Here is a 25,858-nt window from a genome sequence, read left to right as displayed (position 1 = left end):
ACATCGATGAACCGGACTCACTTGACCCTTCCCACTGGATGGACCTTTGCTCCCGGTGAAGGGATGTGGTGTGCTGGCCTATCCTTCAACCCGCACCTCCTGTAAACATGCTGTTAGGCGGCGTTCATTGTAGCCACTTCTTAATTTACTTTTTAGCAACTGCTAATTTTTTTATTTTAAGCATTCGTTGGTCTCGTTCATACCTGTTTATATACCATTCTTGTAATAATGTTTCAATAAGACTAATAAGAAGTTCAGCCTCTTTGTTATCTACATCAACAATTACATTAATGTCTTTTTCCATATGAGCTCCTATGTTCCCAATTTTCTTAAGAATCTATTGCCTCCCACGTTATAGGATCTACTTTATCCCTAATTGCATCTATCTCGTAAATGGGTCTATCTTTAGAAATATTCCAAAAATTACATATCATGCCCTGAAGACATCTTCTTGCTAGTGTTGCTTGCTGCAGCCCTGGGTGATTTATCAACAATTAGGCATGCCTCATCGTAATCAGTAATAATAGCTTTATGTATATAATCTGGAAAAACTCTTGCAGTTGATTCCGGTATCAGTCTCCATTCTTTTTTTAAAACCATATTCTTACCTTCACAATCATTTAGAGATATTAATAAAGTATACTTCTGACATTCTAAATAAGAGCAACCTATTACTGATCCATGTAGTATTTGCGGTGGATATTTATTTCCAAGATGAATCTTATGTTTAAAAAAGCTTTGATTCTCACCGTCCTGAATTATAGAATTGTGTCCACAAAAAAGGACATCTCCAGTTATTACTCATTTATATTCCCCTATAGGAGTTTCCTCCCAGTGAGAGGTGGTGCTGAACCTTCCTTTGGCAAAGCATCTTTATGCAAATCTATTGTTAAGAAGAAGTAAGCTATTAACTTTTCAAATCATTTAAATATTCATTGATTTTTTGATCTAAATCTATTTGCATTGACTTTTTATAGTATTTTACAGTTGAAACTAAACAAAATATTAGAGAAGTAGCAGCAATTCCTTTATAAATATCTCCTGAAAAATATATACCTTTGAATTCTGTTGTTAATAATGTAATCAACAATGTAATACTAATTGCTAGTGGACTTTTCCAATCACTAATGTTTAAGGATTCATTTTTAAGAGTATTTAACATAATTTCAATTTTCGAAATGTTAATTTTGATTATAGTATCTCTCTTATCAAGTTCCTGTGGTTTTATTTCTTCCATCATACTTGTATCATCGTCTATATTTGGTATTTGTTGATTTAATAATTCTTCTTTTATATGATCATCTTTTGTTTCAGTATCAATTTCAAAATCTTGAGCTAATTCACTAAAAGTTTCAACTCGAAAAAGTGAGTTTTTGTCGTTAGAATATTTATCCCAACCTTTACCTTTGTAAAGATAACTAGAAAACCAAGAGATATGCCGTGTTGTAACATCTAAGGTTGGATCAACTTCAAAATATAATTCTAATGTTTCCTTAGCACTCTTCAAATACAAGAAACGTTTACCTTTAAATCTTTTATTATACATTATAATTGCATCATTTATTTCATGTATCAACTCATTAAAGTTCTTGAATTCACTAGTTTTTGATTTTAGTACTAATTTCAAATAATATTTCTTCATAACTTGCGCTCCTCATACTTAAAATATATTTTGTCTAACGGTTAAGTGTTTGCGAGATCCCGGAACAGTACCTCAAAGTAGACCGTTTTGGCGTAGCTTCACTCCCGGTGAGGGTATGTGGTGCCTGATCCTGTCCCCCAATTGTGCCCGCTCGCACCCTTTGTGTAAACATAGTGTTAGCTGATGCCAGAAATCCCGTTGCAAAAATGAATTTTGCTTTTATAAAAAGATTTATTTTAGAATAGGATCAACTGAGTAAATGATAATAAGCCGAAGAATAAAGTTAATATCAATCCAAGAACGGATAAAATATAAGAATATGTATTATGTCTAGATTGTTTTCTAAGTCCCTCTTCTAAAATTACGATGTCATCAGCCAGTTGCTCTAAGCTATTAAGAGCAAGTTCTTTGTTTTGCGTTTCAATACCTTTCTTTAAAACATTCAACAAATTAGCTTCTTTACTAGATATTGAAGAAAATGGTTGGAGTTGTCTCATAATGTTTATGCAGTTCACGATTCTATCTCTAAAATTATCTTTGATTTCTAAGCCATAAAGTTCTTTGAAATTGTGTGTAGTGTCAATATTAATTAAAAATTCTTCCATTAAATCAATGGCAGATCTCATTTCCTGTGCTGGAATATTGTACCTTGAAGAAACCCTTTTGTATAAGACGTTAAGCTGGTTAACACAATATTTATCATCTGTACAATTATCAAATACTGAAATTACTCCTCTAAAAAATTTTTTCTTTCCAAGTTTCATTTCTATCCTTTTTAATGTAATAACAAATAGTGGTAAATAAACTACAAATATTATTAAAAGAAATAATATTATTAAATTATGATCAGTACGCATAGAATATCAGCCTCCTTTGTATATGTATTATTTTAAAATAGTAGAAGCACTCTGTGTTTGATTTCAGCTAACTATTAGTATTTCTGGCATTCTTATGTACAGTATTTTATCTCGATACTCTATCTCTTGGGCTTGTACTTAGCAGGCACAATTATTTATACAACACTATTTAATAGATCCGTCCTCCTTCAACGCAATTAAAACAAAGACAATTGACGCCTAATTTTTACACATAAATACACTATATCAAAAACCTTATGTCGAATTTTAGAAAATCTTGTCGTATTCTCCATAATAAACGGGAACGGCATAAAAATTATTGTGATAAGCGTAAAATGAGTAGTGAATGTAATGTCGAATAGGAAGTTTTGTCATAACTAAATAATAAATAAGATTGGTACTAAAATTTATTGTAAGAAATATAAAAAGATGATACTATAAAAAGAACACATGTTCGCCTTGCCGCTGAACATATCGACTGAGGGGATATAACTATGTAACAAAAGATAACTTACATATTTATAGATGTGTTAAATACGAATATAAAAAAACAACCATTAGAAATTAAGGTTGCTTTCTGCGAAGGGATGTGTTGTTCTTACCTTTTCCTTGAAACGGTCTGCTAGACCTTTTGTAAATACATTGTTATGCAATAGAGCATATTTCCTATGAGGCTTGCAATAAAAATTTACGATATTACTGGAATACCAACGATATAAGGTGACAAACCATTATCATACCTTTTCATATAGTTAGAGTAATTATTAATGTAATTTTCAGTTTTTTAGCATCTTTAAGCCTTGTTTCTACTGCATTTAAAATATCTTCATAGAAAATTCTTACATCAATATTTAATGCATTATTTAAGACGTTACAGTGAAGTATATTTCCACTTGTTTCTGAAGGTTCAGTAAAAATGTATCTTTCATATATATTTTTAGGGTGTTGAGAACTACCTTGATGTAGAAGAGAGCATCGAAAATAGTAATAGTCTTCACCATCTAGTACTTCTTTATATTTCTTTCCAACATACTTATTAAACCATTCTTTATACTTCTCTCTAGATGCTTGTCCGTTTTCGGAACTAAGAGCACCACATATATCTGGCAAAGTTAAAGCACATACAAGAATAAAGACATAACTCCTTTAATTGCTCATGGGTTCCTGGAGGAGAAATTTGAGAAAGGAATTAAAAGCATACATAGAAGTAGAATTAAAGAATTATCATCAAAGCAAAAGGGATCTAGAAGAAATAAGAGAAAGCATTATCGAAGGGTTCAGCTCAGAAGATAATATGGGCATCCGTGGAAGTAGGACAAGTTATGCGACAGGTAGCAAGGCAATGAAACTGATTACTAACAAGAGAATGAAGAAGCTGGAAGAGACAATAGCAGTTATAGATAATGTAATTGGTGAGTTAGACGAAGAAAAATACAAATTAATTGAATTGAAGTATTGGACAAGACCGAGTAAATTAACAGATGAAGGAATAGCCAGTGAATTATCTGTAGGGAGAGCAACATTTTACAGATGGAAAGACGGAATATTATTAGCTATTGCTAGTGAAATGTGTTTAGTCCATAATATTTGAGACAAATATGATACTTTTGAGTGTAAAATGGTAACAAGTAATATATTAAGTACCTTCAACGATGTTGGGGGTATTTTACTTTAAGAGGTAGATATGATTAGAAAAATAGATGTTAAAAACTGTAAAAAGTGCGTATGAAGCAAATGGACAGGACTAAAATATGTTTGTATGTTTACTAAGTGTGTTAGAGACAAATTTAAAGATTAAGTTTTAATATTTAAATATTCCTTATTATAAAAAGATTAATGCTAGAATGAAGTAGAGTAGAATACTTGACACTTTGTCCTCATATGCTGGTATAAGAGTAACTATACTGAATGGGGGAAAGTATATGAACAAAAAAGAAATAAAGAAAGTAATAAGTGAATTAAGAATTAACAGTGAATTACTAAACGAATTAGAAGTAAAGGCGAATGATTATAGACATCGAAGTATTAAACATGATTTAGATGGAAATATATTGTTTGAACTAGAATTACTTCAAGAGAAGTTAACTTGTATTCTTTATAACTTTTATTTAGGTGATGTTGAAAAAGATTGGCGCGAAGGAAAAATATCCTCTGAAGAGCGTGAAGAACAAATTATGAGTACTATAGGAAAGAGTAAAGTTGAAAGTTTACCATTTTTCAACTTCGGTTATATGAATAGTGATTTTTTAATTAAATTACAAAAGTTAGACTAGAGCCAATAGGACTCTTTTTTTAGTAGAAATAGCGAAATTGAGGTGGTGATATGGCAAAAAAAAGACCAGCAAATCCAATTAAAGATATAGATCGAGTTTATGATATACAAGACTACCTGCAGCGTAAGAACGATTCAATAGTATTAATTCTGTAAATAAAAAAAGAAAGCAGTCGTTAGACTGCATACACTATTTAGTTTTTTTAGATAATTAGAGTTATATAGGGAAGAATGTAGTACTAATAGGTATATTTAGTGCCGTGTCGTAATTTGACGAACGATTGTTGTAGGAAATTGTCTCTCTTTGAAGAATGTAATATAGAATAAGGGGGAGATGGTTTTGAGTAAGACGATTAAATTTTACAACTTAGCATTATTACATAATGGAGAAAAAACTGATGTAGATGTCCTTAAGGTACTAGATAATATTGCAAAACTAGCTTGGAATCAAAAGGTAAAACATATACAAGGAAATTTTTCTGCAATGTTTCCAATGTACCTAAATGAAAGACATAAAGATAAAAGAATAATTCCATTTGGAAAGTTTAGGAGAAACTACAAACCATTTTTAGGTAATATAGCTAATTCTAATTTAAGAGAAATACAGGACGATGTAGATGTTGTAGAGTTAGTTACAATGGTTTATGATCAAAAGCATCGTACAGCTATCTTAGACTATAATAGAGAAGGCCTAAAGGAAAAGGATATAGTAGTATATTTAAATGTTTTTGTACAGAACAGCATGGGAAGTGATTGGGAATTTAAATTTTTCCCTATAATTTCAAGTACTCCAAAAGAGGAAGTTTTAAAATCTTCTGAATTCAGAAGTGTGGAAATAAAATTAAAATTAGATAAGTTTACTGAGAACGTTGTTAATCAAGGTATTCAAGTTAACAGCTCTGACAATGTGATGATTCTTGATGTCTTAAAAATGTTTGAAGCAAATAATACAACGTTAGATGCTACAACTTTAAAGTTTGAGCTAAACGTAGGTAATAAACAAAATGTAACTATGAATTTAGAATCTATAAGACAACTTGTGAATACTCTTAACTTAGACTCAGACTATATCGAAAGTATAAAGTTAAAATATAGAAATATAAGTAATGGAAAATTAGACACGGTAGATTTTAAAAATATCAACAAACAGGTTAAAGAAATAATATTCCAGAATGACGATATTAAAAATCCAGCTTCTGAATATGTCGGAAATACTATATTGGAATTATATCCAAACTTTGAATCTACATTACATAGAAGTCATAGAAATTTTATTAGTGATATGGTAACAATAGACCATTCTACGACAATTAATCCGTCGGAAAGTGCAGTTTAAATGTGAGCAATGAAAGAGTGAGTATTATGAAAGAAAATGAAAAACAGAAAAAAGTAAAACATTGGTTAATTGAGAAAGGAATAAGCATAATTCCCGTAGTATTTATAATGTTTTTTTTTACTGTCAAAATTTTATCAAATCAAAGTGAATTAATGCTCAATATTATTAATCATAGTAAGTTATTTCTAAATAAAATATTTTGTCAAGAAACAATTAACTCCTTGGGTACTATATCTGCAATATTAATTGGATTTAATGTAACAATTATGTCTGTTTTTGGAACAAGTTATTCGCAAGCAGTAGTTACTATTTCTGATAAAAAATTAACTAGTACTTTTACTTCATATGCTAAGATGTCATTATGGTCTTCATTCATATTCTTCCTGGCTACAATCTTTCACGAAACAGTATTTTCATTTAGCTTCTCTATTTTTATATACACTTTTATTTTTTTATGGGTATTAACATCGTTTGTTAGATTTGCAATTATTGTATTAAGAATGTATGAAGTAAATATTGAAAATACATCTAAAAGTTCTAAAGAGAAAAAAGAAGAAAGTCACGAAATAACTATTATTTTACGCGAGATTAGAGAACAATTGAAAAATGAAAAAAATTTATCTGATGATGATTATTTTCAAAATATAAAGAAAATGTCTGATGATCAACGAAAAGAATAAGAGGAAAACTAAAAACAAAAGGAGGGTTTATAGTGGGAAGTCATAAAGATGAACTAATAAAAAGCATTCATAATACAGAAAGTTATTGTGAAAGATGTGGTGAAGAACTAGAAGACAAATCAGAAGAAATCTGTGACGATTGTCTAGAAAATATTTAGTTAACAATTTTTTTAAAATGATAGGGGCCAATCGGCTCTTTTTATTTTGGAGAAAAACATGATAAAAAAGCTATTAGATCATATATTAATCGGACAATATATAAAATTCTACAAAAGCAAAGAGTGGAGACAAACTAGACAAGATGTAATGAAGCGTGATAACTATGAGTGTCAACACTGTAAGAAGCTAGTTAAGTACTTTAAGGGAGAATGTGTAAATCATATAGAACATCTTAAGGATAATCCTATGAGGGCATTGGATAAAGATAACTTAGTAACGCTATGTAATTTTTGTCACAATAAAGAACATCCAGAAAAGCTAGAAAAAGTGGATAAAAAGGGTAAAATTGATATACCTGAGCGTTGGTAATACCCTCGGGTAGAAAAATTCCAAATCCCCTCGGGGACTGGAAACGGGAGGGGGAGCTCGCAAAAGAAATAAATTGTATTTCTGATATGATGTGGGGGTGTGGGGTTATGGCTAAAAAACTGATATAAAAAGAGATCTCATTGATCAGCTTGAGAGAAATGGAGTCTATGGTAGGCATTATATAGATCTGATAGATGACTATATGGCACTATGGGATATTAAAAATAAACTTATAAAAGATATCAAAGCAAGAGGTGTTACAATTAAATATCAAAATGGGTTAAATCAATGGGGGTACAAGAAAAACGATTCTATATCGGAGCAAAAGGGGGTGTGTTAATTGGTAGATGAGAAGTTGTTTCTCTTTGTGATTTTGAAGGTAATACAAGTCGCTTAAATTCAGGGTTATAGAAAACCAAGAGAGCCGAATCATAAAGGTAGATAGAGTTTTATCTAAAAATATTAATAAATCCCTTACTTTTAGCCCCAAGTATACAGGTGTGAAAGTATAGTAGGAGATTAACGAAAAGTAGAATTATTATATTTTAAGGATATTTTCAAATTTTGATAAAATTCTACAACATATATATTGTATAATCATTTAGATTAACTAAAAGAAAGGATGAATTGAATTGAAAAAAGTTCTATTAGCACTACTATTAGTATTAAGTATGACATTTATCGTAGCTTGTGAGGATTCTACACCAACGAAAGTAGATGATAACGATCAATCACAGGAAACTTCCAGTGAAGAAGAAACACCAGCAGCAGAGAATTTTGAAATTGGCGACAAAGTAGAAATTGGTGGAATTAATATAACTGTTAATTCTGTTAGATGGGATGAAGGAGCAGAGTTCTTTGGTCCAGATGAAGGAGAGAAATGGTTGGCTATTGATGTAACGCTAGAAAATACGAAAGACGAATCAGCAAATGTTTCTAGTATGTTAATGTTTGATCTATACGATGAAGATAACTACAAAAGAGATCTAGCACTAAGCACAACAACGGAAGGAAGTTTAGATGGGGAATTAGGTGCAGGAAGAAGCATGAGAGGTGAGATTGCTTTTTCAGTTAAAGAAGGTCAAAACAATTTTGAATTTATATTTGAGCCTAACGTATTCGGAAATGGACAAGCAATATTTGATATAGAGATAGAGTAAGAAGAAAGCAGGGAAATTAAATCCCTGCTTTTCTTATGTTCAAATTGCAACGTTACATATTACCGATAACATGGCGGAACAGAGAACTTGCACATGTTGAAATGATAGCTGCAATGAATTATCAGTTAACAGAAGGCGCAAGTGTAGAAGAACTTGAAGCAGCAGGACTAGGCTCAAATTATGCAATTAGAGAAAGGGCATTATTTCCAGCAGATGCCAATGGCGTACCATGGACAGCAGCATATATTCAAGCTCATGCTGATCCAGTAGCAGAATTACATGAAGATATGGCAGCTGAACAAAAAGCAAGAACAGTATATGAAAATTTACTAGACTTAACCGACGACCTTGGTATGAAGATGCACTAAGATTTTTAAGAGAAAGAGAAGTTGTTCACTTAGTGAGAACGGGTCATTCCATGATCTTGCTTCATGAGGGTGTTTCTTGCACCCTTAGGAAATGACTAATTAGACGTTGCCAATATATATAACTTATTTAAACATAGCTTCTTTAACTTCATCTATAGTAAAACAATCTTTTTTTCTATGTATCATACTGTGGCAATTTGAACAAAGCATAGCGATATCTTCTATTTTCATTTCAATTTCTTTTCCGTCTAGTAGAGATATAGGTTTTTTGTGATGGCCTTCTATAAAATCTTTACCTAGAGAATTATACTTTACACTAAAATCAAATTCGCATATTTCACAAAATAATTTTCCATGATTCTTTTTAAACTCTTTTTTTGCTTCCTTTATCAGACTCTGGTTACGTTCAATTGTTATATGTTTTTTTAAATTCTTTTTACCTTCTAAAAAGCCTCTCTGTTTCTGAGAGTCGTCATAGTTACCTTTACTTTCTCTAACTGCATTCGTAAATGCGTCTTCATTTGAAATTATTTTATAAACATAACCACAAGCATATTGTGATTTTAATTTACTTTTTAGTAATTCATCATTTGATATTAAATAATAATCACTTATGTCTACTTCTTGATTAGATGAGTCTATTTCTATAAAATTAGCTAATTTAAGCCAAGTTTTATGCTTATCTTTCATATAATATTCTGGTCTCCAATCATCACTTGGAAAACTTGGACTTGTATATTTTTCAGCATCTAAAATATCTGCGATATACCTAATGTTATCATTTCCTCCTTGAGAACTTGGTATTACTATTAAAGCTTGAGGCTTTTGCCCTGCCATAAAAAAATCTGATAATTTTTCAGGACTAAAAGGTTGATTGTTTCCCCACCATGTATAACCACTCGGATTTCGTTTTGTAACTTTTATATGTTCGTAAATAATATCAAAAATGTTTTTATGTTCTTGAGCCTTTACTTTTAAAAAAATGTCCACTTTTATATTTTCATCTGTTATATCTATCATATTGACCCTCATCCCCCTATTATAATTAATCGTAATTTACTGATTTACGTACTATAGATTATATGCTATTTTCAAATAACGTTTAAATATTGAATTTCCAACTCACAAACACCATCACACTGAAATGTTTTGTGACCTGTGAAGTACTCTCTTATCTATGTTGTTTTATTTCAGTATTAAATGGGCTTGCACTTGGAAAATACGATTTGATATATCAGTTTTCATAGATCGCCTCCCTTAACCTAATTAAAATCAAGACATTAACACTTAATTTCTACAATTATATACACTATACCAAAAAGCTTATGTTGAATTTTAGCAAGCCTTGTCGAATTTTACGAAATAAACGGGATTGGCATAAAAATCATTGCAAGAAGCATAAAATGAGGAGTAAATGCAATATTGTTTTGAGTAAGTTTTATCATATTCTCTATAATAAACAAAGTTAGTACTAAAACTTGTTGTAAGAAATATAAAAAGATGATATTATAAAAAAAGAACATATGTTCGGCTTGTCATTGAACATATCAACTGTGTGGACATACTATGTAACAAAAGATCATATACATAGTAATAGACGGGGTTAAATATAAAAAAAGATTTTAAAAGTACAACTTAGATTTTTATAAATTTATAGCGGTCTATAGCAAGTTAGCATAGTACAAGTTTGGTAATACAGCGTTCAAAATACATGATAATGCAATGTGAAAAAACAATAAGAAATAGATAGAATTTTAGAAATATCAAATACAATGTCTGAAATTTACTACGAGGAGGAACAGCAATGATTGAAATGTGGAAACAAGCGGATATAGTAGCGAAAGTTTTTATATTAATAATGTGTACAAGCCCGATTTTATTTTCCGCAGTAGGTTATAAAGTATCAAAAACAGAAAAAGCCCCATCAGCTGCAACTGAGTAAGGGCAATAACAAAAAAATATCAATACTATTGTACCACAATTTTTTATTATTACAGGATAAAATGGGAGGTTGCTAATTGGTTGAAATAGAAGTTGTTTCTCTTTGTGACCTTGAAGGTCACACAAAACCACTTAGATTCAGGGTCATAGAAAACAAAGAAAGCAAAATCATAAAGGTTGATAAAGTTCTATTTGTAGACATTAATAAGTATCTTTCTTTTAGTCCACAAGTCTATAAGTGTGAGAGTGTTATTAGGGATCAACGAAAGGTATATGAATTACTGTATTTCAAAGATGAAAATAAGTGGAAGTTGAAAAGGTAGCTTAATGGCTACTTATTTTTTTGTTCTTATAATATCCATAAGTTGATCATTTTCAAAGATGTGGTGAAGCATTAAGCATTGTGCAAGAATATAAGGAATCTAAAAAATATTTTAATAAATAGTAAAAGGGGCGTAAATTTTATTTTACCCCCTTTTTTTAAAGATGGAAATTTAATGTATTTTTTAAAAATAGGATATATGCTTGGTTAATAATTATAATAATAGTAAATCACAGTCCGTTTAGTAGAAAGGAGATAACATGTTTACTAGACTAGTTATTATTGCTATTACACCAACAATTGCATTAGGGACAGCTATGTATTTAATTGATCGATACGAAAGAGAGCCGCCGACGCTATTACTTAAAGTATTTTTTTTAGGAGCATTATCCGTAATACCTGTTGCAATTATACAAAGGTTTTTAATCGGTATTGATGTATTTACTGGTTTGATTTCAATAGCCTATACTGCCTTTATTATTGCAGGATTAACGGAGGAGTACTTTAAGAGAGCGGTTGTTATGTATAGTCTATATAATAATAAGAACTATAATGAAAAACTTGATGGAATTGTCTATTGTGTTTTTTCAGCCCTAGGATTTGCAACAGTAGAAAACATTATGTATGTTGTATTTAGATTTCCTGAAAATTATCATGTAGGTCTAATGCGAGGACTTTTGTCTGTACCTGCTCACGTGTTGTTTGGTGTTACGATGGGTTATTATCTATCAAAAGCAAAATATACAGACGATTCGTATAAGAAACGAAGATATTTTACAAAGTCATTAACGATACCAGTAATCTTTCACGGGATTTTTAATTTTATTTTAATGTCCCAGATTCCTTTGCTAATGTTTTTCTTCATTCCCTTTGTTATATACCTTTGGATCATAAATGTTAGACGTATAAATGAATATAGTATTCTCAGTAAAGAAAATAATAAAATAATAAAAGAGGATAGGGATGAATGAACATCCGTATCCTCTAATTATCTCATTTGTCGAGAAATAATCTTAACTAAGTCCTCAGTAGTTGAATCCGTTGATACAGTAAAACTACCCGATTGTAATTGTGTAGATAAATTTAAATCTTCTGCAGTAGTTAAAAATTCATTTACATCAGTAATTAAGTTATGATCTCTTAAAATTCTTGCTATACCTAGTCCGTGAGTACCAGGTGGTATAGTAATAGTTATATTTTCAACGCTTTCTGATTCATTTGATGGAGTTTCATCACTTTCTTCAGGGGCTACTTCTGTAGAAGGATCAGTTGATACGGTATCACTAGGCGTTGTATCGGTTTCAGCAATAGGTGTATCTGCTTGTTCTTCAGTTGAGGAATTATTTACATTAGTTGTAAGCCAAGAACCGAGATACCAATTTACAACAAAGAACATAGTACAAATTATAATGATTGCTAAAATTATGTCGGTTGAGTCATGAATCAGATCTTTAATTTTTTCCATATCAAGTTCCTTTCTTTCTGTAGGCTTATATAGTATAAGAATACCATAGTTAATATCAGTATATCAACAATTATAGCAAAAGATAAATTAGTAATTTATTCATTAAGAAATCTGCATAATTACATAATTATTTTTTTTGAAGTTATAATATCATTAAAAGGTTAATATACAATAAATAACTATGGATGTGGGGAGGTAGTATGATGAGTACTAAAGTAAAAAGGATAAGTACTATGGAGGAATTAAAGGATTCAATTAAATATTCAAAAAAGAAGCCTGTATTTATTTTTAAACATGATGATACTTTGGAAGAAAGTCAGAAAGCCTTAGAGGAGTATATGAGCTTTATTGAAGAAAATGAAGAAGAGGTTGATTTTACAGTTATTGATGTACGTGAATATATTGAAGTTTCTGAAGCGGTAGAAGACATTTTAGAAGTAAGCCATGTTGCACCTCAATTAATATTTATAATGGATGAAGAAGTGGTGTGGGATGACAGAGGTGCTAATATTAATTCCGATAATATTTTAGAAGTACTTAACGAGTTTCTAGTAATATAATTATAAACCCTTATATTTACTTAGTAATGCTATTATGGTATTATAACAGATAATGTGTCGCTTAAAGACAGGGGGACCCAAATGAAAAAAGAGTTACTAGAGTGGATAAAAGTTATAGCAATATCCTGTATAATAGCATTGGTGATCACTGCATTTGTAAAACCTACAATCGTAAAAAATCACTCAATGAGTCCAACGTTAGAAGATAATGACTTTTTACTTATCAATCGTTTTTTCTATAATAGAGGGACACCACAAAGAGGAGATATTGTAGTTTTTCAAACAGATCTAAAAACAAATAATGGAACAGATAAATTACTAATTAAACGAATCATCGCTTTGCCAGGCGAAAATTTAGTGATTGAGGAAGGCAATGTTTATGTTGATGATGTAGAGTTAGAGGAAATTTATCTAGCTGAAAATGCTGTTACATTAGATACTATAGATCTTGTAGTACCTGAAGGTAAAATATTCACAATGGGTGATAATCGTTTATATAGCTTAGATAGTAGAGATCCGTCTTTAGGATTAATTGATATGGACGATATTTTAGGGAAAGCTTTTGTAAGATTATACCCTTTTAGTAGAATTAGTACAGTAAAATAAAATATTATATGAAAACTATCTTATGTAAAAGTAAGATAGTTTTTTTACTTATAAAATAAAAAAAATTGCAAAAGATAATACTTGAAAGTAAGTTTAATAATAAGTTAATAAGGAGGGTTACACTTATGAAAGTAAGAGAAATTATGACGCAACATGTATCTTCTGTAAGTTCTCAAAGCGCAATTCAAGATGTAGCTAAGCAAATGAAAGACTTAAATGTTGGATCTATACCAGTTTGCGATAACCAAAATCAACCTGTGGGGATTGTGACAGATAGAGATATTGTCGTAAGAGGAATTGTTGAAAATCTTGATACAACAACAAGTGTTGACAATGTTATGTCTAAAGAATTAATTTATGTAAGTCCAGAAGCCCATGTACATGAGGCTGCAAGGCTTATGTCGGAAAACCAGATTAGAAGGTTGCCAGTCGTAGAAAATGGACAGATAGTTGGTATTGTAGCAATAGGAGATTTAGCTGTTAGAAACATTTATGTAGACGATGCTGGAAAAGCATTAAGTGATATTTCTACACCGAGTAGACCAATGAAATAAATAAAAAATTCTTAAAAGTTCCTGTATATCGCAGGAACTTTTCATTTACATATAGAATCTTACTAAGGTATATTATGGGTTTATTACAATAGAATACATAATGAGGATAAGTATAATAGGGGGGCTTGTGTATGGCAAAAAAACTACAAAGAATGATAAATATAAAAATTAATGAAAAAAGTTATGAATTTACAAGAGGGATAACATTAGAAGAAATTCTAATGAGCTTAAATAAACCCGACAAAAAAATAATAGTCGCTGCAAAAGTAGATAATAATCTTAAAGAACTAAACTATATAATTGATGAAGACTGTGATGTAGAATTTATTGATTTAACTACTTCTATAGGAACACGTATATACCAAAGAAGTTTAGCATTCGTATTTATTCGAGCGTGTATGGAGTTGTTTTCAGGATCTAAGGTATCCGTTGAACATTCACTAAGTAAGGGGTTATATTGTGAAGTTCATTATAATAGAGAAATGAATGAAGATGACGTAGTAAAGATTGAAGAAAGAATGAAACAAATTATTAATGCAGATGTTCCATTCAAAAAAAGTAGAGTTCCTGTAGATGAGGCAAAGGAAATTTTTAAAAGTTATGAACAGCATGGTAAAGTTAAGTTATTAAAATATAGAGAAAAGCCATACATAAATATATACGAATGTGACTGGTTAAAAAACTATTTTTATGGTTACATGGTACCTTCTACAAAATATTTAAAACAATTTAAGTTGCAATTTTATTCACCGGGAATAGTAATTCAATTTCCAAGGGCCGAAGATGGTGGGGAAATTCCAGAATTTGAAAAGCATCCTAAGCTATTTAAGGTGTTCAGAGAGACGGAAAAATGGGGAGAAATTCTAGAAATCGATTATGTTGCTGCCCTTAACGAAATGGTCAAAGCAGGAAAAGAAGGCGAGTTTATACGCATTGCAGAAGCATTACATGAGAAAAAAATTGCTGAAATAGCTGACAAACTACATGAAAATATAAAAGAAAAACGATTAATTTTAATTGCTGGACCAACCTCATCAGGAAAAACAACTTTTGCTGAAAGACTTACAATTCAATTAAAAGTAAATGGGATAAAACCAGTATCAATCTCATTGGATGATTACTTTGTAAATAGGGAAGACACGCCGAGGGATGAAATCGGTGAGTATGATTTTGAGTCACTTTATGCAATTGATATAGAACTTTTTAATAAACATTTACAGATGCTGTTAAATGAAGAAGAAGTAGAGATACCTACATTTAATTTTCATAAAGGTAAAAGAGAGTATAATGGTCACAAAATAAAGATTAACAAAGATCAACCAATTATTTTAGAAGGAATTCACGCATTAAATGATGAGCTAACAAAATCAATACCTCGAGAACAAAAATATAAGATTTATATTAGTGCATTAACGCAATTGAACATAGATGAACATAACAGAATCCCTACTACGGATAGCCGACTAATAAGACGATTGGTAAGAGATAGTAAATTTCGTTCAAATGATGCGAATCGTACATTGTTTTTATGGCCTTCTGTAAGACGTGGAGAGGAAAAAAATATATTCCCATTCCAAGAAGAAGCAGATATTATGTTTAACTCCGCATTGTTTTATGAACTAAGTGTTCTTAAAAAATATGCAGAGCCCTTATTGAGACAAGTAGAAAGTAACAGTCCTTTTTATATTGAAGCAAAAAGATTGTTAAAGTTCTTAAGTTATTTTGTTTCATTAGAAAACGAAGAGGATATACCAAAAACATCAATCATGAGAGAGTTTATAGGAAAAAGTAGTTTTATGTAAAAATAATGGATATTAAAAGCGCGTGGTCATAAACCACGCCTTTTTTTGCAAAATAGGTATAAATAATAGTGCATCACATAAAAATAGCATGTATATTATTATTGGACAGGTGATCCAAATGCATAACGTTAATCTAGTCATATTAGTCTATATTATATTATCTTTAATAGGAATATTGATACCCGCTATACCTAGTTTAATATTAGTTTTAGCAGGTTTTTTTTACTATGCATATACAATTAATTTCACTTTAATTTCGATGCAAACGATTATCTTTTTTAGCTTGTTAATCATAATAACAATTTTTTTGGATTATATAACCATTCTTCTATTCGAAAGAAGATTTGATTTATCCAAAATAGGTATATTTTTATTGGTGGTAGGTGGTGTAGTAGGCTATATACTATTTAATATCACAGGACTAGTCGTTGCACAAGTAATTGCAATGATTTCTGGAGAATTAATTGAGTGGAACAAAAGGGCAATAAATACTTTGGAGAATAAATTTTTTATAATTTACTTATTAAATGTAATGATTAAATCTAGCATAGTTTTAATTATGGTAATAACCTTTGCATATAAAGTTTTATTATAAAAGTGTGTAACAATAACTTCCTACTGAATAGGATATTAATATATTCATAATTAGTAGGGGGGATATATTGTGAAGAATAAAAAGGCGCTTTCTTATAAATCACTAAAAAGATATTGTGATATTTCAAATTTAAAATTTACTTCTACTAATGAAATATCAAAATTAGATGGAATGCTCGGTCAAAAAGATGGAGAAGAAGCAATGGAGTTTGGATTACAAATAGATCATCATAATTATAATATTTTTTTAAGTGGAGATACGGGAACAGGAAAAACTAATTATTCCAATTATATCGTAAGAAAAATAAGTAAAAATAAAGCTACACCTGATGACTGGTGTTACGTATACAGCTTCGATACACCTAGAACAGCGATTGCACTGAGTTTACCAGCAGGTCAGGGCAAAATATTTCAAAAAGAAATAGACAAACTACTTGACGAATTACTAGTCGAAATCCCCAAAGCATTTAATAGTGAAGCATTTGACCGACAAAAAAATGAAGTGGTAAAGCAATACCAAGAAGCAAAGAATGAGTTATTGCATACTCTATCTGAATTTGCTAAAAGCAAAAACTTTGAACTAAAAAATACAAGCACAGGATTTGCATTTACACCTATTGACGATTCAGTAACAAATGAGCTAGAAAAAGATCATGATGAAGTACAAGAAGAGGCTTTAAGCATCATGTTAAAAATTAAGAACTTAGAACGTAGAGCTAAGAAGCAACTATCCGACCTTGAAAATGGATGTGCATCTTTTGTTATTAAGCCCTTAATAGAAGAGCTTAAAGAAAAGTATAAAAAGTACGAAAAAGTGGTAAATCATTTGAAGAATATTAAAAAAAATATGATTGAAAATGTCTATCAATTTATACCAGATGAAGATGAAAATCCTAATACAATTATTAAATTAGAGGAAGATCCAATATTAAAAAAATATAGAGTAAACTTATTTGTAGATCATAGTAGTACCGAAGGTGCCCCAGTAGTAATAGCCCACAACCCAAGTTTAAGTCAACTTACTGGTGTTATGGAATATGAAAATATTAATGGTTCCTTAAAGACCGATATTTTAATGTTAAAATCTGGAGCTATACAACAAGCTAACGGAGGGTATTTAATCGTTGAAGCGAAAAGATTACTATCAAATCCATACGCTTGGGAAACATTAAAGCGTATGTTGCAAACAAAAGAAATAACAGTAGAGTCTATAGGCAATCAGCTAGGCGTGGATGTTTCGTCGTTAAAACTTGAGCCAATACCAGTTAAACTAAAAATAATATTGATTGGAAACGAATATTTATATCATTTACTTTACCAATATGATGAAGATTTTCAAAAATACTTTAAAATATTTGTTGATTTTGATAATGAAATGAAAAGAACCGTAGAAACCGAGTATCTGATGGCTCGCTATGTAAGTACTTATACACAAAAAGAGAATATACTTCCCTTTGATGCTACTGGTGTCTCGAAATTAGTTGAATACAGTTCTAGGTTAACAGGGAGACAGGATCGATTATCAACTAGATTCAATAAAATAATTGAAATAATACTAGAAGCAAATCAGTGGGCTAAAATTGATAATAAACTACTTGTAACTGAACAACATGTAAAAAAAGCGATAATAAAAAAATTGGATAGATTAAATAAGTACCAAAACAAAATAGAAGAGATGTATGACAATGAGAAAGTATTAATTGACGTTGAAGGTGAAAAAGTAGGAATTGTGAACGGACTGTCTGTTATTAGTATAGGTGAGTATTCCTTTGGAAAACCTAGTGTTATATCCGTAACAACAAGTGCAGGTAAAGAAGGGATCATTAATATTGAGAGAGAGGTTAACCAAAGTGGTGATATATATGACAAAGGAATAATGATTCTGACTGGGTTTATCATGGAGAAGTTTGGACAGGAAAAAAGCTTAAGTTTTACATCCCGTATTTGTTTTGAACAATCTTATGGGGGAATAGATGGAGATAGTGCATCAAGCGCAGAATTATATGCCTTGTGTTCTAGTATTGGAAAAATACCTATAACACAATCAATTGCAGTAACAGGTTCTGTAAACCAAAAAGGTTTTATACAACCAATCGGTGGAGTAACAGAGAAAATAGAAGGTTTCTATGATTTATGTAAAAAAAGAGGTTTGAATAAACAACAAGGAGTAATTATACCGTTCCAAAACGTAGATAATTTAATGTTAAAAGATGAAGTGATAGAATCAGTAAGAAAAGGAGAGTTTTATATATATGCTATTAAACATATAGATGAAGGCATAGAAATTATGACTGGAGTGACTGCGGATAAGGTTTACAAAATAGTAGAAGAAAATTTAATTAACTATTCAAATAATACTAATAGCAAATAGTTTTACTAACCATAGGAGGAGAGTTATGTCTGATGTACATGAGTTAAATTATCTTGTTGATAAAATTAATCAATTAAAGAAAGAAGGCGTCTATAGAGAACTACCAATTCTACAGAGTCCTAATGAGGCAATCATTACACTAAATAATCGTAAAGTAGTTAATTTATCCTCGAATAATTATTTAGGATTTGCCAATCACCCAGAACTAAAAAAAGCAGCAATTCAAGCAGTAGAAAAATATGGTGTAGGAACAGGATCAGTTAGAACAATCATCGGTAATTTAGATATTCATGAAGAGATGGAAAATATATTAGCAACGTTTAAAAAAGAAGAAGCAGTAATGGTATTTCAATCTGGATTTAACTGTAATGCAGGAACGATTCAATCCGTTACTGAAAAAGGAGACTTGATTATATCTGATGAATTAAATCATGCTAGTATAATCGATGGCTCTCGACTTAGTAGGGCTGATCGTATGGTATTTAACCATGGTGATGTCAATCATCTAGAAACACTACTAAAAGAAAATAGAGATAAATACAACAATGTTTTAATAATAACTGATGGCGTTTTTAGTATGGATGGAGATATTGCACCATTACCTGATATAGTTTCAGTAGCTGAAAAATTCAGAGCAATGACCTATGTGGATGATGCTCACGGTTCAGGTGTACTTGGAAAAAATGGGAGAGGAACAATCGACCATTTTAATTTACATGGAAGAGTTGATTTTACCATAGGGACACTATCAAAAGCAATTGGAGTAGTTGGTGGGTATGTAGCGGGAAGAAAAGTGATGAAAGATTGGCTTAGTCATCGAGGAAGACCTCTACTTTTTAGCACTTATCTTCCCCCTGCTAATGTAGGAGCTATTATAAAAGCAGTGGAAATATTAATGTCAACATCGGAATATACCGATAAACTATGGAGCAATTCAAAGTATTTTAAGGACAAAATGTCTAGTATAGGATATAATATTGGAAATAGCAAAACACCAATAACACCTGTAATGATTGGTGATGAAGAGAAAACGATGAAATTTAGTAAAAGGCTGCTAGAAGAAGATATTTTTGTATCAGGGATCATATTTCCTACAGTACCAAAGGGAACTGGAAGAGTAAGGTGTATGGTAACTGCCGCGCATACAAAAGAGCATCTTGACAAAGCGATAAATGTGTTTGAAAAAGTAGGACAAGAAATGGGTGTAATTTAGGGCTTCTAACTAAAAAAGGGGGACAATAATGTTTAATAATTTTACCCAGGAAAACCGACGGAATTACATACTTATATCTATGGTTGTGGCTCTAAAGTTTGCTGCTTATTCCTTTTTGTTTTTATTGCCACTTTATATTAAAGACTTAGGTGGCGATCCAATTGCAATAGGAAACATTTTAGGAATAGTAGTATTACCTGTAGTAATCATTAGTCCACTAATTGGAAACCTTTTAAACAAATATGGTCCCAAAAAGCTAATTATTATAGGGTTACATATCGTTCTCACGTCTTTTATAATTGGGTTATTTGTTAGGAATTATAAATTTTTCTATTTAACGCAACTAATACAAGGTGTTGGGCATACTTTAGTATTTATGCCAGCAATTCCCTATTTAATAACGATAATCCCTGAAAAAAATAGAGTGCAAGGTTTAGCTTTTTTTACTGCATTTCTCCAACTGGGAAATGCAATAGGTCCCTTTGTTGGAGAAAGAGCAATTGCAAAGTACGGTAGCTTTTCCACTTTATTTATTGGGGCAATTGTTTTTACGCTGATTAGTCGTATACTTATACATTTTGTAAAAGATAAAAAAGTTTCTGAAGAAAAAGCAGAAGAAAATCTACAACCAAAGCCATTTAAGTTATTCAAAATGTTAAAAGATAGACAAACCACTGTTTACTTTATGCTTACATTTGTATTGGGAAGCTGTTTTGGTTTAATAATGAATTTTCAAGCGGTATTTGTAGAGCAAAAAGGGTTAAATGTAGGCTTATATATATCGGTTTCTATGCTAGCCGTTGCGTTTAGTAGAATATTTTTATCCAATCTAGCTGATCGGCTAAATAAAAAAGTGGTAGTAATAGTTACATTTTTAGTTATGATCGCAAGTATCGTATACTTTAGTAATATTACAACTACGATGGATATGATTATTTCAGGAATTTTATTTGGACTTAGTTTTAGTTGTATTTTTCCAACAATTACTGCAATACTTGTTGATCATTTAAAGCTGGAATATCGTAGTAAGGGCATAAGTATAAATAATATGCTATACGATGCTGGTTTTTATATCCCTAATTTCATAGGAGGAATCATAGCCCAATATTTTGGATATGAAAGACTTTTCCTATGGATGGCAGGAATTGCATTCTTAACCCTAATTTTATTTGCGGTAAGTGGACATAAAAGAAAAGTTGTTGAGAATTATTAAAATTGATAAACCACATAAAAGAAACAGTGATGAGTATTTTATTTATTCATCACTGTTTCTTTTATAATTTACCAAAGAAATATAACTGAATAGCTGGTTATTATAATTGGGAATTGGAAACGTTAAAAATGAAGATATTAATTGCTTAGGAGGTGGGATTTCTTGATTAAAAATAAGCTGATATTATTTCTTATAGCATTAGTATTAACATTGACTATAAGTGGATGTACAACAAATAATCAAGCAGCCGACCAAAGAGCTGTAGTAGAAACAACTCCTGTAATACATCGTAATATAACGCAGTGGGTTACTTTAACATCACAGCTTCAGGCCTATAAAAATGCAATGATCATACCTAAACAACCTGGTTTAGATGTTACTAATATACATGTAGATATTGGAGATGAAGTAAAGGAAGGGAGATTACTTTTCGAGTTAGATAAAACTTTGGTAAGGGAACAGATTAATCAAACCAAACTATCATACGATTTAGCCAGAGAGAATTATAATAAGCAGAGTAAAATAATACAAGAACAAGAAGTATTATTAGAAGCTTATGAAACAATGTCTAAAAATAGTGGTTTTTTTCAAAAGAAATTACCTGAGTCGGCAATGTCGATAGATGAAGAACCACGGGAATCATTAGCGTTAGCCCAGTCTCAAGTAGATAAAGCTCAAATGGCTTACGCTAGTGCATTAAGACAATTAAGTGAACTGGAGTATCATGCCCCAATAAATGGTGTAGTCTCTCAAATAAATATTCATGAAAACCAACCATTGTTGAATCAACAGCCGGCAATGGTGATAACAAATTCTGAAAAAATAAGAATACCACTGCATGTTTCAAATACCTTTATAGACGTTTTAGAACTTAATCAGGAAGTGGTGGTTAAAGTTAACGAAGAAGAAGTACAAGGGACTATAACACTAATTAATTCTGTTCCGGAGTATCCTTCTAACTTACATCTAGTTCATATAGAGGTAGACAACGGGGATGAAAAATTAAAAGTAGGGGATTTTTGCAAAGTAAAAATAGAACGAGATAAAAGTGAAAACACTTTAACAATTAGAAAAGATACTATTTTATATGAAGGTAATGACACATACGTATTTATTGAAAATAATGAAGTGGTTTACAAGCAGAAAGTAAGGTTAGGTATTTCAAATGAAGACCATGTAGAAGTTTTGGATGGGATAGAAGAAGGGCAAAAAGTTGTTACAAGAGGACACCAATACTTAAAAGATCAAATGTCAGTAAATGTTATAAGAGGTGCAAATAATGAAGATATCTAGTTGGTCAGTAAGAAGACCTGTTTCAGTTTTTATGCTAATAGGTGTAATATTACTTCTAGGAAGTGTATCTATATTTAGGTTGCCTATGGATTTGCTCCCGCAGATGAATGTGCCAGTGGCCTCGGTATTGGTTAGATATCCAGGTGCTGGTCCACAAGAAGTTGAAAGTATGATTACAAAACCTCTAGAGGAAGTTTTAGCAACTGTACATAATGTCAATCGTATTGGTTCTTCATCTTCAGAAGGAACATCAAGTGTAACAGTGGAGTTTAATAATGGTACGGATATGGATTTCGCAACGTTACAAATGAGAGAAAAAATAGAGATGATTCAACATTATTTACCCGATGATGCCACAGCACCAATGATAGTCAAAGTGGATCCAAATCAACTTCCGATTATGATTTTAGCATTAAAAGGGGAAGATGACTTAAGTTTGTTACAGAATATTGCAGAAAACAATGTGAAGCCAAGGTTAGAAAGATTAGAAGGAATCGCAGCTGTTGAGGTAACTGGAGGTTATGATCAAATTGTAGAAATACAATATGACCCGAATATATTAAGTACTTATGAGCTTACGATTGATCACTTAATAAGCTACCTTAGGTATGAAAATATAAGTATGCCAGGTGGAGAGATCCCCGAGGGAAGTCGCAGTATTTTAGTGCGTACAGTAGGAGAGTTTGAAAATGTAGAAGAGATAGGCAGCTTACCCATTCCACTTCCAACAGGTATGGTTGTTCCTTTAGATGAACTAGTTAATATAGAACTGACGAATAGGGATATAACTCAAATTGCGAAAATAAACGGTGAGCAGTCTATTCGTATATCGATACAAAAACAACCTATTTCCAATACAGTGCAGTTAGCAAATATGGTAAACGGTGAACTTAGAAAGTTAGAGGATGAGCTAGACGTAAAGATTGAAACAGTAATTGATCAATCTTTATTTATTACTCGTTCTGTTAATAATGTAGCACTAACTGCTTTAGTTGGAGCAGTTTTAGCAATACTCATTTTATACTTATTTATGAAAAATCTGAAAGTAACGCTGATCATTGCTGCAGCAATACCCATATCAATTATTGCTACTTTTACATTAATGTATTTTTCTGGAGTAACACTTAATCTATTATCTTTAGGTGGATTTGCATTAGGCGTAGGAATGTTAGTTGACAATGCAATTGTAGTGCTAGAAAATATATTTAGGTTTAAAGAAGAAGGTTATTCAGCAAAAAGAGCTTCTGTAAAAGGTGCCAGTGAAGTTGCAATGGCTGTTGCTACGTCAACGTTTACAACTGTGGCGGTTTTTTTACCCTTAGTTTTTGTAGAGGGGATAACAGCAGAACTTTTTAGAGAGCTAGCGCTAACAGTAACTTTTGCTTTACTAGCCTCTTTACTTGTGTCATTAACACTTGTACCAATGCTTTGTTCCAAGGTTTTAAAAGATCAAAAGCGTATACAAAACAAAGACTTAGTAAGTAAATATACCTTTTTTGATAATTTGTTTTTTAAAATTCGAAAATTATATGAAAAACTACTTAGAAAAAGTCTATTAAAAAGAAAAATAACAGTTGCTATAACACTAACAATATTTGTATTAACAATGTTTCTAGGACTATTTATCGGATCAGAATTTTTTCCTGACTTTGATGATGGCATGTTTATGATCAATATTAGACTACCCCATGGTGCAACACTAGAAGAAACTTCAAAAATAGTAAATGAAGTAGAAAGCATACTTTATTCAAATGATGATGTTGATATTGTATTTTCTAATATAGGTGGAACTGGAAGCATGTTTAATCAATCTAGTAGCAGTTCAAACCGAGCAACGATTAATGGTAGGTTGGTACAAAAAAACCAGAGAAAGAATGCTACAGAGGTTACATTAGATAAAATACGCCGAGATACAAACAACATTATAGGTGCTGAAATATCAATTTCAGGAATATCATCACTAATGGGAATAGGTATAGGGGGAACATCTGTTGAACTAGAAGTAAAAGGTGACGATCTTAACATGCTAAAAGATATATCCAATGATTTTATAGAAATAATTGATAATATAGAAGGAACAAGAGAAGTAACATCTAATTATATGGAAGGTAGGCCACAAGTAGAAGTGAAGTTAAAAAGAGATGTGGCTTCAACTTATGGGTTGCAAACAGCACAAGTTGCAAATGCAGTACATAATATTTTAACAGGTCAAAGGGCTACAAAATTAAGCGTAGAAGGAAAGGAAATAGATGTAATTACAAAAGGAGTAATACACCTAAGAGAAGATTTAGATAGTCTTTTACTAATACCGATTTCGACAATGTCAGGGATAAATGTTCCCCTTGAGCAGGTGGCTACATTAAGAAATGCACAAGGACCAAGCGTTATTAGACGCGGTGATCAGGTGCGTACGGTTACAGTAAGTGCTACTTTATTTAATAGAGATCTTAATAGTGTGATTAGAGATATTACACAGGAGTTAGACACGTACAATTTACCTGCAGGGTATAGCTATCAATTTAGAGGGCAAAGGGAACTTTATGAAGAGGCAATGGATAGTTTAACTTTAGCGGTTATTTTAGCAGTTATATTGGTATATATGATATTAGCTTCACAATTCCAGTCATTTCTATATCCTTTTGTAATTATATTGTCAGTGCCTTTAGCTTTTTCAGGCGGGATATTAGGATTATTCGTTACAGGTCGACCATTAAGCGTACCAGCAGCCATAGGTGCTATAGTACTAGCAGGAATAGTTGTAAACAATGGAATAGTTTTAATCGACTATATCAATACATTAAGACAAAATAAAATAGAACGTACGGATGCTATAATTGAAGCAGGAACCACAAGATTACGTCCAATTTTAATGACAACCCTAACAACAATATTAGGACTATTTCCTCTAGCATTGGGAATTGGAGAAGGCGCAGAAGTACAGGCACCTTTAGCTACTGTGGTAATAGGTGGGTTAATCTTGGCAACAATGCTCACCCTTATAGCAATGCCTGTAATCTACTCAATATTTGACGACATTTCAAGGAAGATAAGAAAAAATGATATTAATTAAAAAAGGGGTTA

Annotated in this window: 29 protein-coding genes; 22 read left to right on the top strand and 7 right to left on the bottom strand. The window is 31.2% G+C overall.

The window, feature by feature from the left end; genetic code table 11:
• Positions 1 to 145: 145 nt before the first annotated feature.
• The 5 genes from RH915_RS05940 to RH915_RS05920 form a co-directional block, all read right to left on the bottom strand.
• Positions 146 to 304 carry a hypothetical protein gene (locus RH915_RS05940; protein WP_310478566.1) on the bottom strand — a complete coding sequence of 53 codons (159 nt, stop codon included), beginning with the start codon at positions 302 to 304 and terminating at the stop codon, positions 146 to 148.
• 119 nt (positions 305 to 423) lie between these two features.
• Entirely contained in the window at positions 424 to 600 is a 177-nt protein-coding gene (locus RH915_RS05935) for a hypothetical protein (protein ID WP_310478565.1), read from the bottom strand.
• Between the two features lie 307 nt (positions 601 to 907).
• Positions 908 to 1,642, bottom strand: a complete 735-nt coding sequence (locus tag RH915_RS05930; protein WP_310478564.1) for a hypothetical protein — start codon at positions 1,640 to 1,642, stop codon at positions 908 to 910.
• Positions 1,643 to 1,878: 236 nt separating this feature from the next.
• On the bottom strand, positions 1,879 to 2,499 hold the full coding sequence (locus tag RH915_RS05925; RefSeq protein ID WP_310478563.1) for a hypothetical protein: 621 nt from the start codon (positions 2,497 to 2,499) through the stop codon (positions 1,879 to 1,881).
• Between the two features lie 744 nt (positions 2,500 to 3,243).
• Entirely contained in the window at positions 3,244 to 3,609 is a 366-nt protein-coding gene (locus RH915_RS05920) for a hypothetical protein (protein WP_310478561.1), read from the bottom strand.
• A gap of 67 nt (positions 3,610 to 3,676) precedes the next feature.
• Between RH915_RS05920 and RH915_RS05915 the strand changes: the two genes are divergently transcribed.
• The 9 genes from RH915_RS05915 (at position 3,677) to RH915_RS05880 (ending at position 8,843) form a co-directional block, all read left to right on the top strand.
• The gene (locus tag RH915_RS05915) at positions 3,677 to 4,090 is read left to right on the top strand and encodes a hypothetical protein (RefSeq protein WP_310478560.1); all 414 of its coding nucleotides are present in this window, start codon (positions 3,677 to 3,679) and stop codon (positions 4,088 to 4,090) included.
• 331 nt (positions 4,091 to 4,421) lie between these two features.
• A complete protein-coding gene (locus RH915_RS05910; RefSeq protein ID WP_310478559.1) occupies positions 4,422 to 4,772 on the top strand; it encodes a hypothetical protein in 351 nt (116 codons plus the stop codon).
• A 339-nt stretch (positions 4,773 to 5,111) separates the two neighbouring features.
• Positions 5,112 to 6,107, top strand: coding sequence for a DUF6731 family protein (locus RH915_RS05905; RefSeq protein WP_310478557.1), 996 nt, complete (start codon positions 5,112 to 5,114; stop codon positions 6,105 to 6,107).
• A gap of 26 nt (positions 6,108 to 6,133) precedes the next feature.
• A complete protein-coding gene (locus RH915_RS05900) occupies positions 6,134 to 6,787 on the top strand; it encodes a hypothetical protein (protein ID WP_310478555.1) in 654 nt (217 codons plus the stop codon).
• 32 nt (positions 6,788 to 6,819) lie between these two features.
• Positions 6,820 to 6,945, top strand: coding sequence for a hypothetical protein (locus RH915_RS05895; protein ID WP_310478554.1), 126 nt, complete (start codon positions 6,820 to 6,822; stop codon positions 6,943 to 6,945).
• Positions 6,946 to 7,003: 58 nt separating this feature from the next.
• Complete coding sequence (locus RH915_RS05890) at positions 7,004 to 7,315, top strand: HNH endonuclease (RefSeq protein WP_310478553.1); 312 nt, start codon at positions 7,004 to 7,006, stop codon at positions 7,313 to 7,315.
• A 124-nt stretch (positions 7,316 to 7,439) separates the two neighbouring features.
• On the top strand, positions 7,440 to 7,655 hold the full coding sequence (locus tag RH915_RS11510; protein ID WP_442985501.1) for a P27 family phage terminase small subunit: 216 nt from the start codon (positions 7,440 to 7,442) through the stop codon (positions 7,653 to 7,655).
• Positions 7,656 to 7,947: 292 nt separating this feature from the next.
• Positions 7,948 to 8,475: a DUF4352 domain-containing protein gene (locus RH915_RS05885; protein WP_310478552.1), complete on the top strand. Its 528-nt coding sequence runs from the start codon at positions 7,948 to 7,950 to the stop codon at positions 8,473 to 8,475.
• Positions 8,476 to 8,588: 113 nt separating this feature from the next.
• Entirely contained in the window at positions 8,589 to 8,843 is a 255-nt protein-coding gene (locus RH915_RS05880; RefSeq protein WP_310478551.1) for a manganese catalase family protein, read from the top strand.
• Between the two features lie 123 nt (positions 8,844 to 8,966).
• On the opposite strand, the gene RH915_RS05875 is transcribed toward RH915_RS05880, so the two are convergent.
• On the bottom strand, positions 8,967 to 9,863 hold the full coding sequence (locus RH915_RS05875) for an HNH endonuclease (RefSeq protein WP_310478549.1): 897 nt from the start codon (positions 9,861 to 9,863) through the stop codon (positions 8,967 to 8,969).
• Positions 9,864 to 10,647: 784 nt separating this feature from the next.
• Between RH915_RS05875 and RH915_RS05870 the strand changes: the two genes are divergently transcribed.
• The 3 genes from RH915_RS05870 (at position 10,648) to RH915_RS05860 (ending at position 12,077) form a co-directional block, all read left to right on the top strand.
• Positions 10,648 to 10,785 (top strand): hypothetical protein, encoded by a 138-nt coding sequence (locus RH915_RS05870; RefSeq protein ID WP_310478547.1) that lies wholly within the window; start codon positions 10,648 to 10,650, stop codon positions 10,783 to 10,785.
• Between the two features lie 76 nt (positions 10,786 to 10,861).
• Complete coding sequence (locus RH915_RS05865; protein WP_310478546.1) at positions 10,862 to 11,107, top strand: hypothetical protein; 246 nt, start codon at positions 10,862 to 10,864, stop codon at positions 11,105 to 11,107.
• A gap of 259 nt (positions 11,108 to 11,366) precedes the next feature.
• Positions 11,367 to 12,077, top strand: a complete 711-nt coding sequence (locus RH915_RS05860; RefSeq protein WP_310478545.1) for a PrsW family intramembrane metalloprotease — start codon at positions 11,367 to 11,369, stop codon at positions 12,075 to 12,077.
• A gap of 17 nt (positions 12,078 to 12,094) precedes the next feature.
• Here RH915_RS05860 and RH915_RS05855 read toward each other — a convergent pair whose 3' ends face one another.
• The gene (locus RH915_RS05855) at positions 12,095 to 12,502 is read right to left on the bottom strand and encodes a hypothetical protein (protein ID WP_310478544.1); all 408 of its coding nucleotides are present in this window, start codon (positions 12,500 to 12,502) and stop codon (positions 12,095 to 12,097) included.
• A 272-nt stretch (positions 12,503 to 12,774) separates the two neighbouring features.
• On the opposite strand from RH915_RS05855, the gene RH915_RS05850 reads away from it, so the two are divergent.
• From RH915_RS05850 to RH915_RS05805, 10 genes are all read left to right on the top strand, one after another.
• Positions 12,775 to 13,131: a monothiol bacilliredoxin BrxC family protein gene (locus tag RH915_RS05850; protein ID WP_310478542.1), complete on the top strand. Its 357-nt coding sequence runs from the start codon at positions 12,775 to 12,777 to the stop codon at positions 13,129 to 13,131.
• 81 nt (positions 13,132 to 13,212) lie between these two features.
• A complete protein-coding gene (gene lepB / locus RH915_RS05845) occupies positions 13,213 to 13,737 on the top strand; it encodes a signal peptidase I (protein ID WP_310478540.1) in 525 nt (174 codons plus the stop codon).
• Positions 13,738 to 13,862: 125 nt separating this feature from the next.
• Positions 13,863 to 14,291, top strand: coding sequence for a CBS domain-containing protein (locus RH915_RS05840; RefSeq protein ID WP_310478538.1), 429 nt, complete (start codon positions 13,863 to 13,865; stop codon positions 14,289 to 14,291).
• Between the two features lie 131 nt (positions 14,292 to 14,422).
• Positions 14,423 to 16,093 (top strand): nucleoside kinase, encoded by a 1,671-nt coding sequence (locus RH915_RS05835; protein ID WP_310478537.1) that lies wholly within the window; start codon positions 14,423 to 14,425, stop codon positions 16,091 to 16,093.
• 118 nt (positions 16,094 to 16,211) lie between these two features.
• Positions 16,212 to 16,688: a DUF456 domain-containing protein gene (locus tag RH915_RS05830; protein ID WP_310478536.1), complete on the top strand. Its 477-nt coding sequence runs from the start codon at positions 16,212 to 16,214 to the stop codon at positions 16,686 to 16,688.
• Positions 16,689 to 16,757: 69 nt separating this feature from the next.
• Complete coding sequence (locus RH915_RS05825; protein WP_310478535.1) at positions 16,758 to 19,058, top strand: Lon protease family protein; 2,301 nt, start codon at positions 16,758 to 16,760, stop codon at positions 19,056 to 19,058.
• A 25-nt stretch (positions 19,059 to 19,083) separates the two neighbouring features.
• Positions 19,084 to 20,271: a glycine C-acetyltransferase gene (locus tag RH915_RS05820; protein ID WP_310478534.1), complete on the top strand. Its 1,188-nt coding sequence runs from the start codon at positions 19,084 to 19,086 to the stop codon at positions 20,269 to 20,271.
• A 28-nt stretch (positions 20,272 to 20,299) separates the two neighbouring features.
• Entirely contained in the window at positions 20,300 to 21,484 is a 1,185-nt protein-coding gene (locus RH915_RS05815; RefSeq protein ID WP_310478533.1) for an MFS transporter, read from the top strand.
• A gap of 162 nt (positions 21,485 to 21,646) precedes the next feature.
• Positions 21,647 to 22,777, top strand: a complete 1,131-nt coding sequence (locus RH915_RS05810; protein ID WP_310478532.1) for an efflux RND transporter periplasmic adaptor subunit — start codon at positions 21,647 to 21,649, stop codon at positions 22,775 to 22,777.
• Complete coding sequence (locus RH915_RS05805; protein WP_310478531.1) at positions 22,764 to 25,847, top strand: efflux RND transporter permease subunit; 3,084 nt, start codon at positions 22,764 to 22,766, stop codon at positions 25,845 to 25,847. Before RH915_RS05810 ends, RH915_RS05805 begins: the two co-directional genes overlap by 14 nt.
• The last annotated feature ends 11 nt before the right edge of the window (positions 25,848 to 25,858 follow it).

It is taken from the genome of Serpentinicella sp. ANB-PHB4 (genome assembly GCF_031432315.1).
In the GTDB taxonomy this organism is placed as follows: domain Bacteria; phylum Bacillota; class Clostridia; order Peptostreptococcales; family Natronincolaceae; genus Serpentinicella.
The sequence above is the reverse complement of the archived record's forward strand: the minus strand, read 5'-3'. Positions and strand labels throughout refer to the sequence as shown.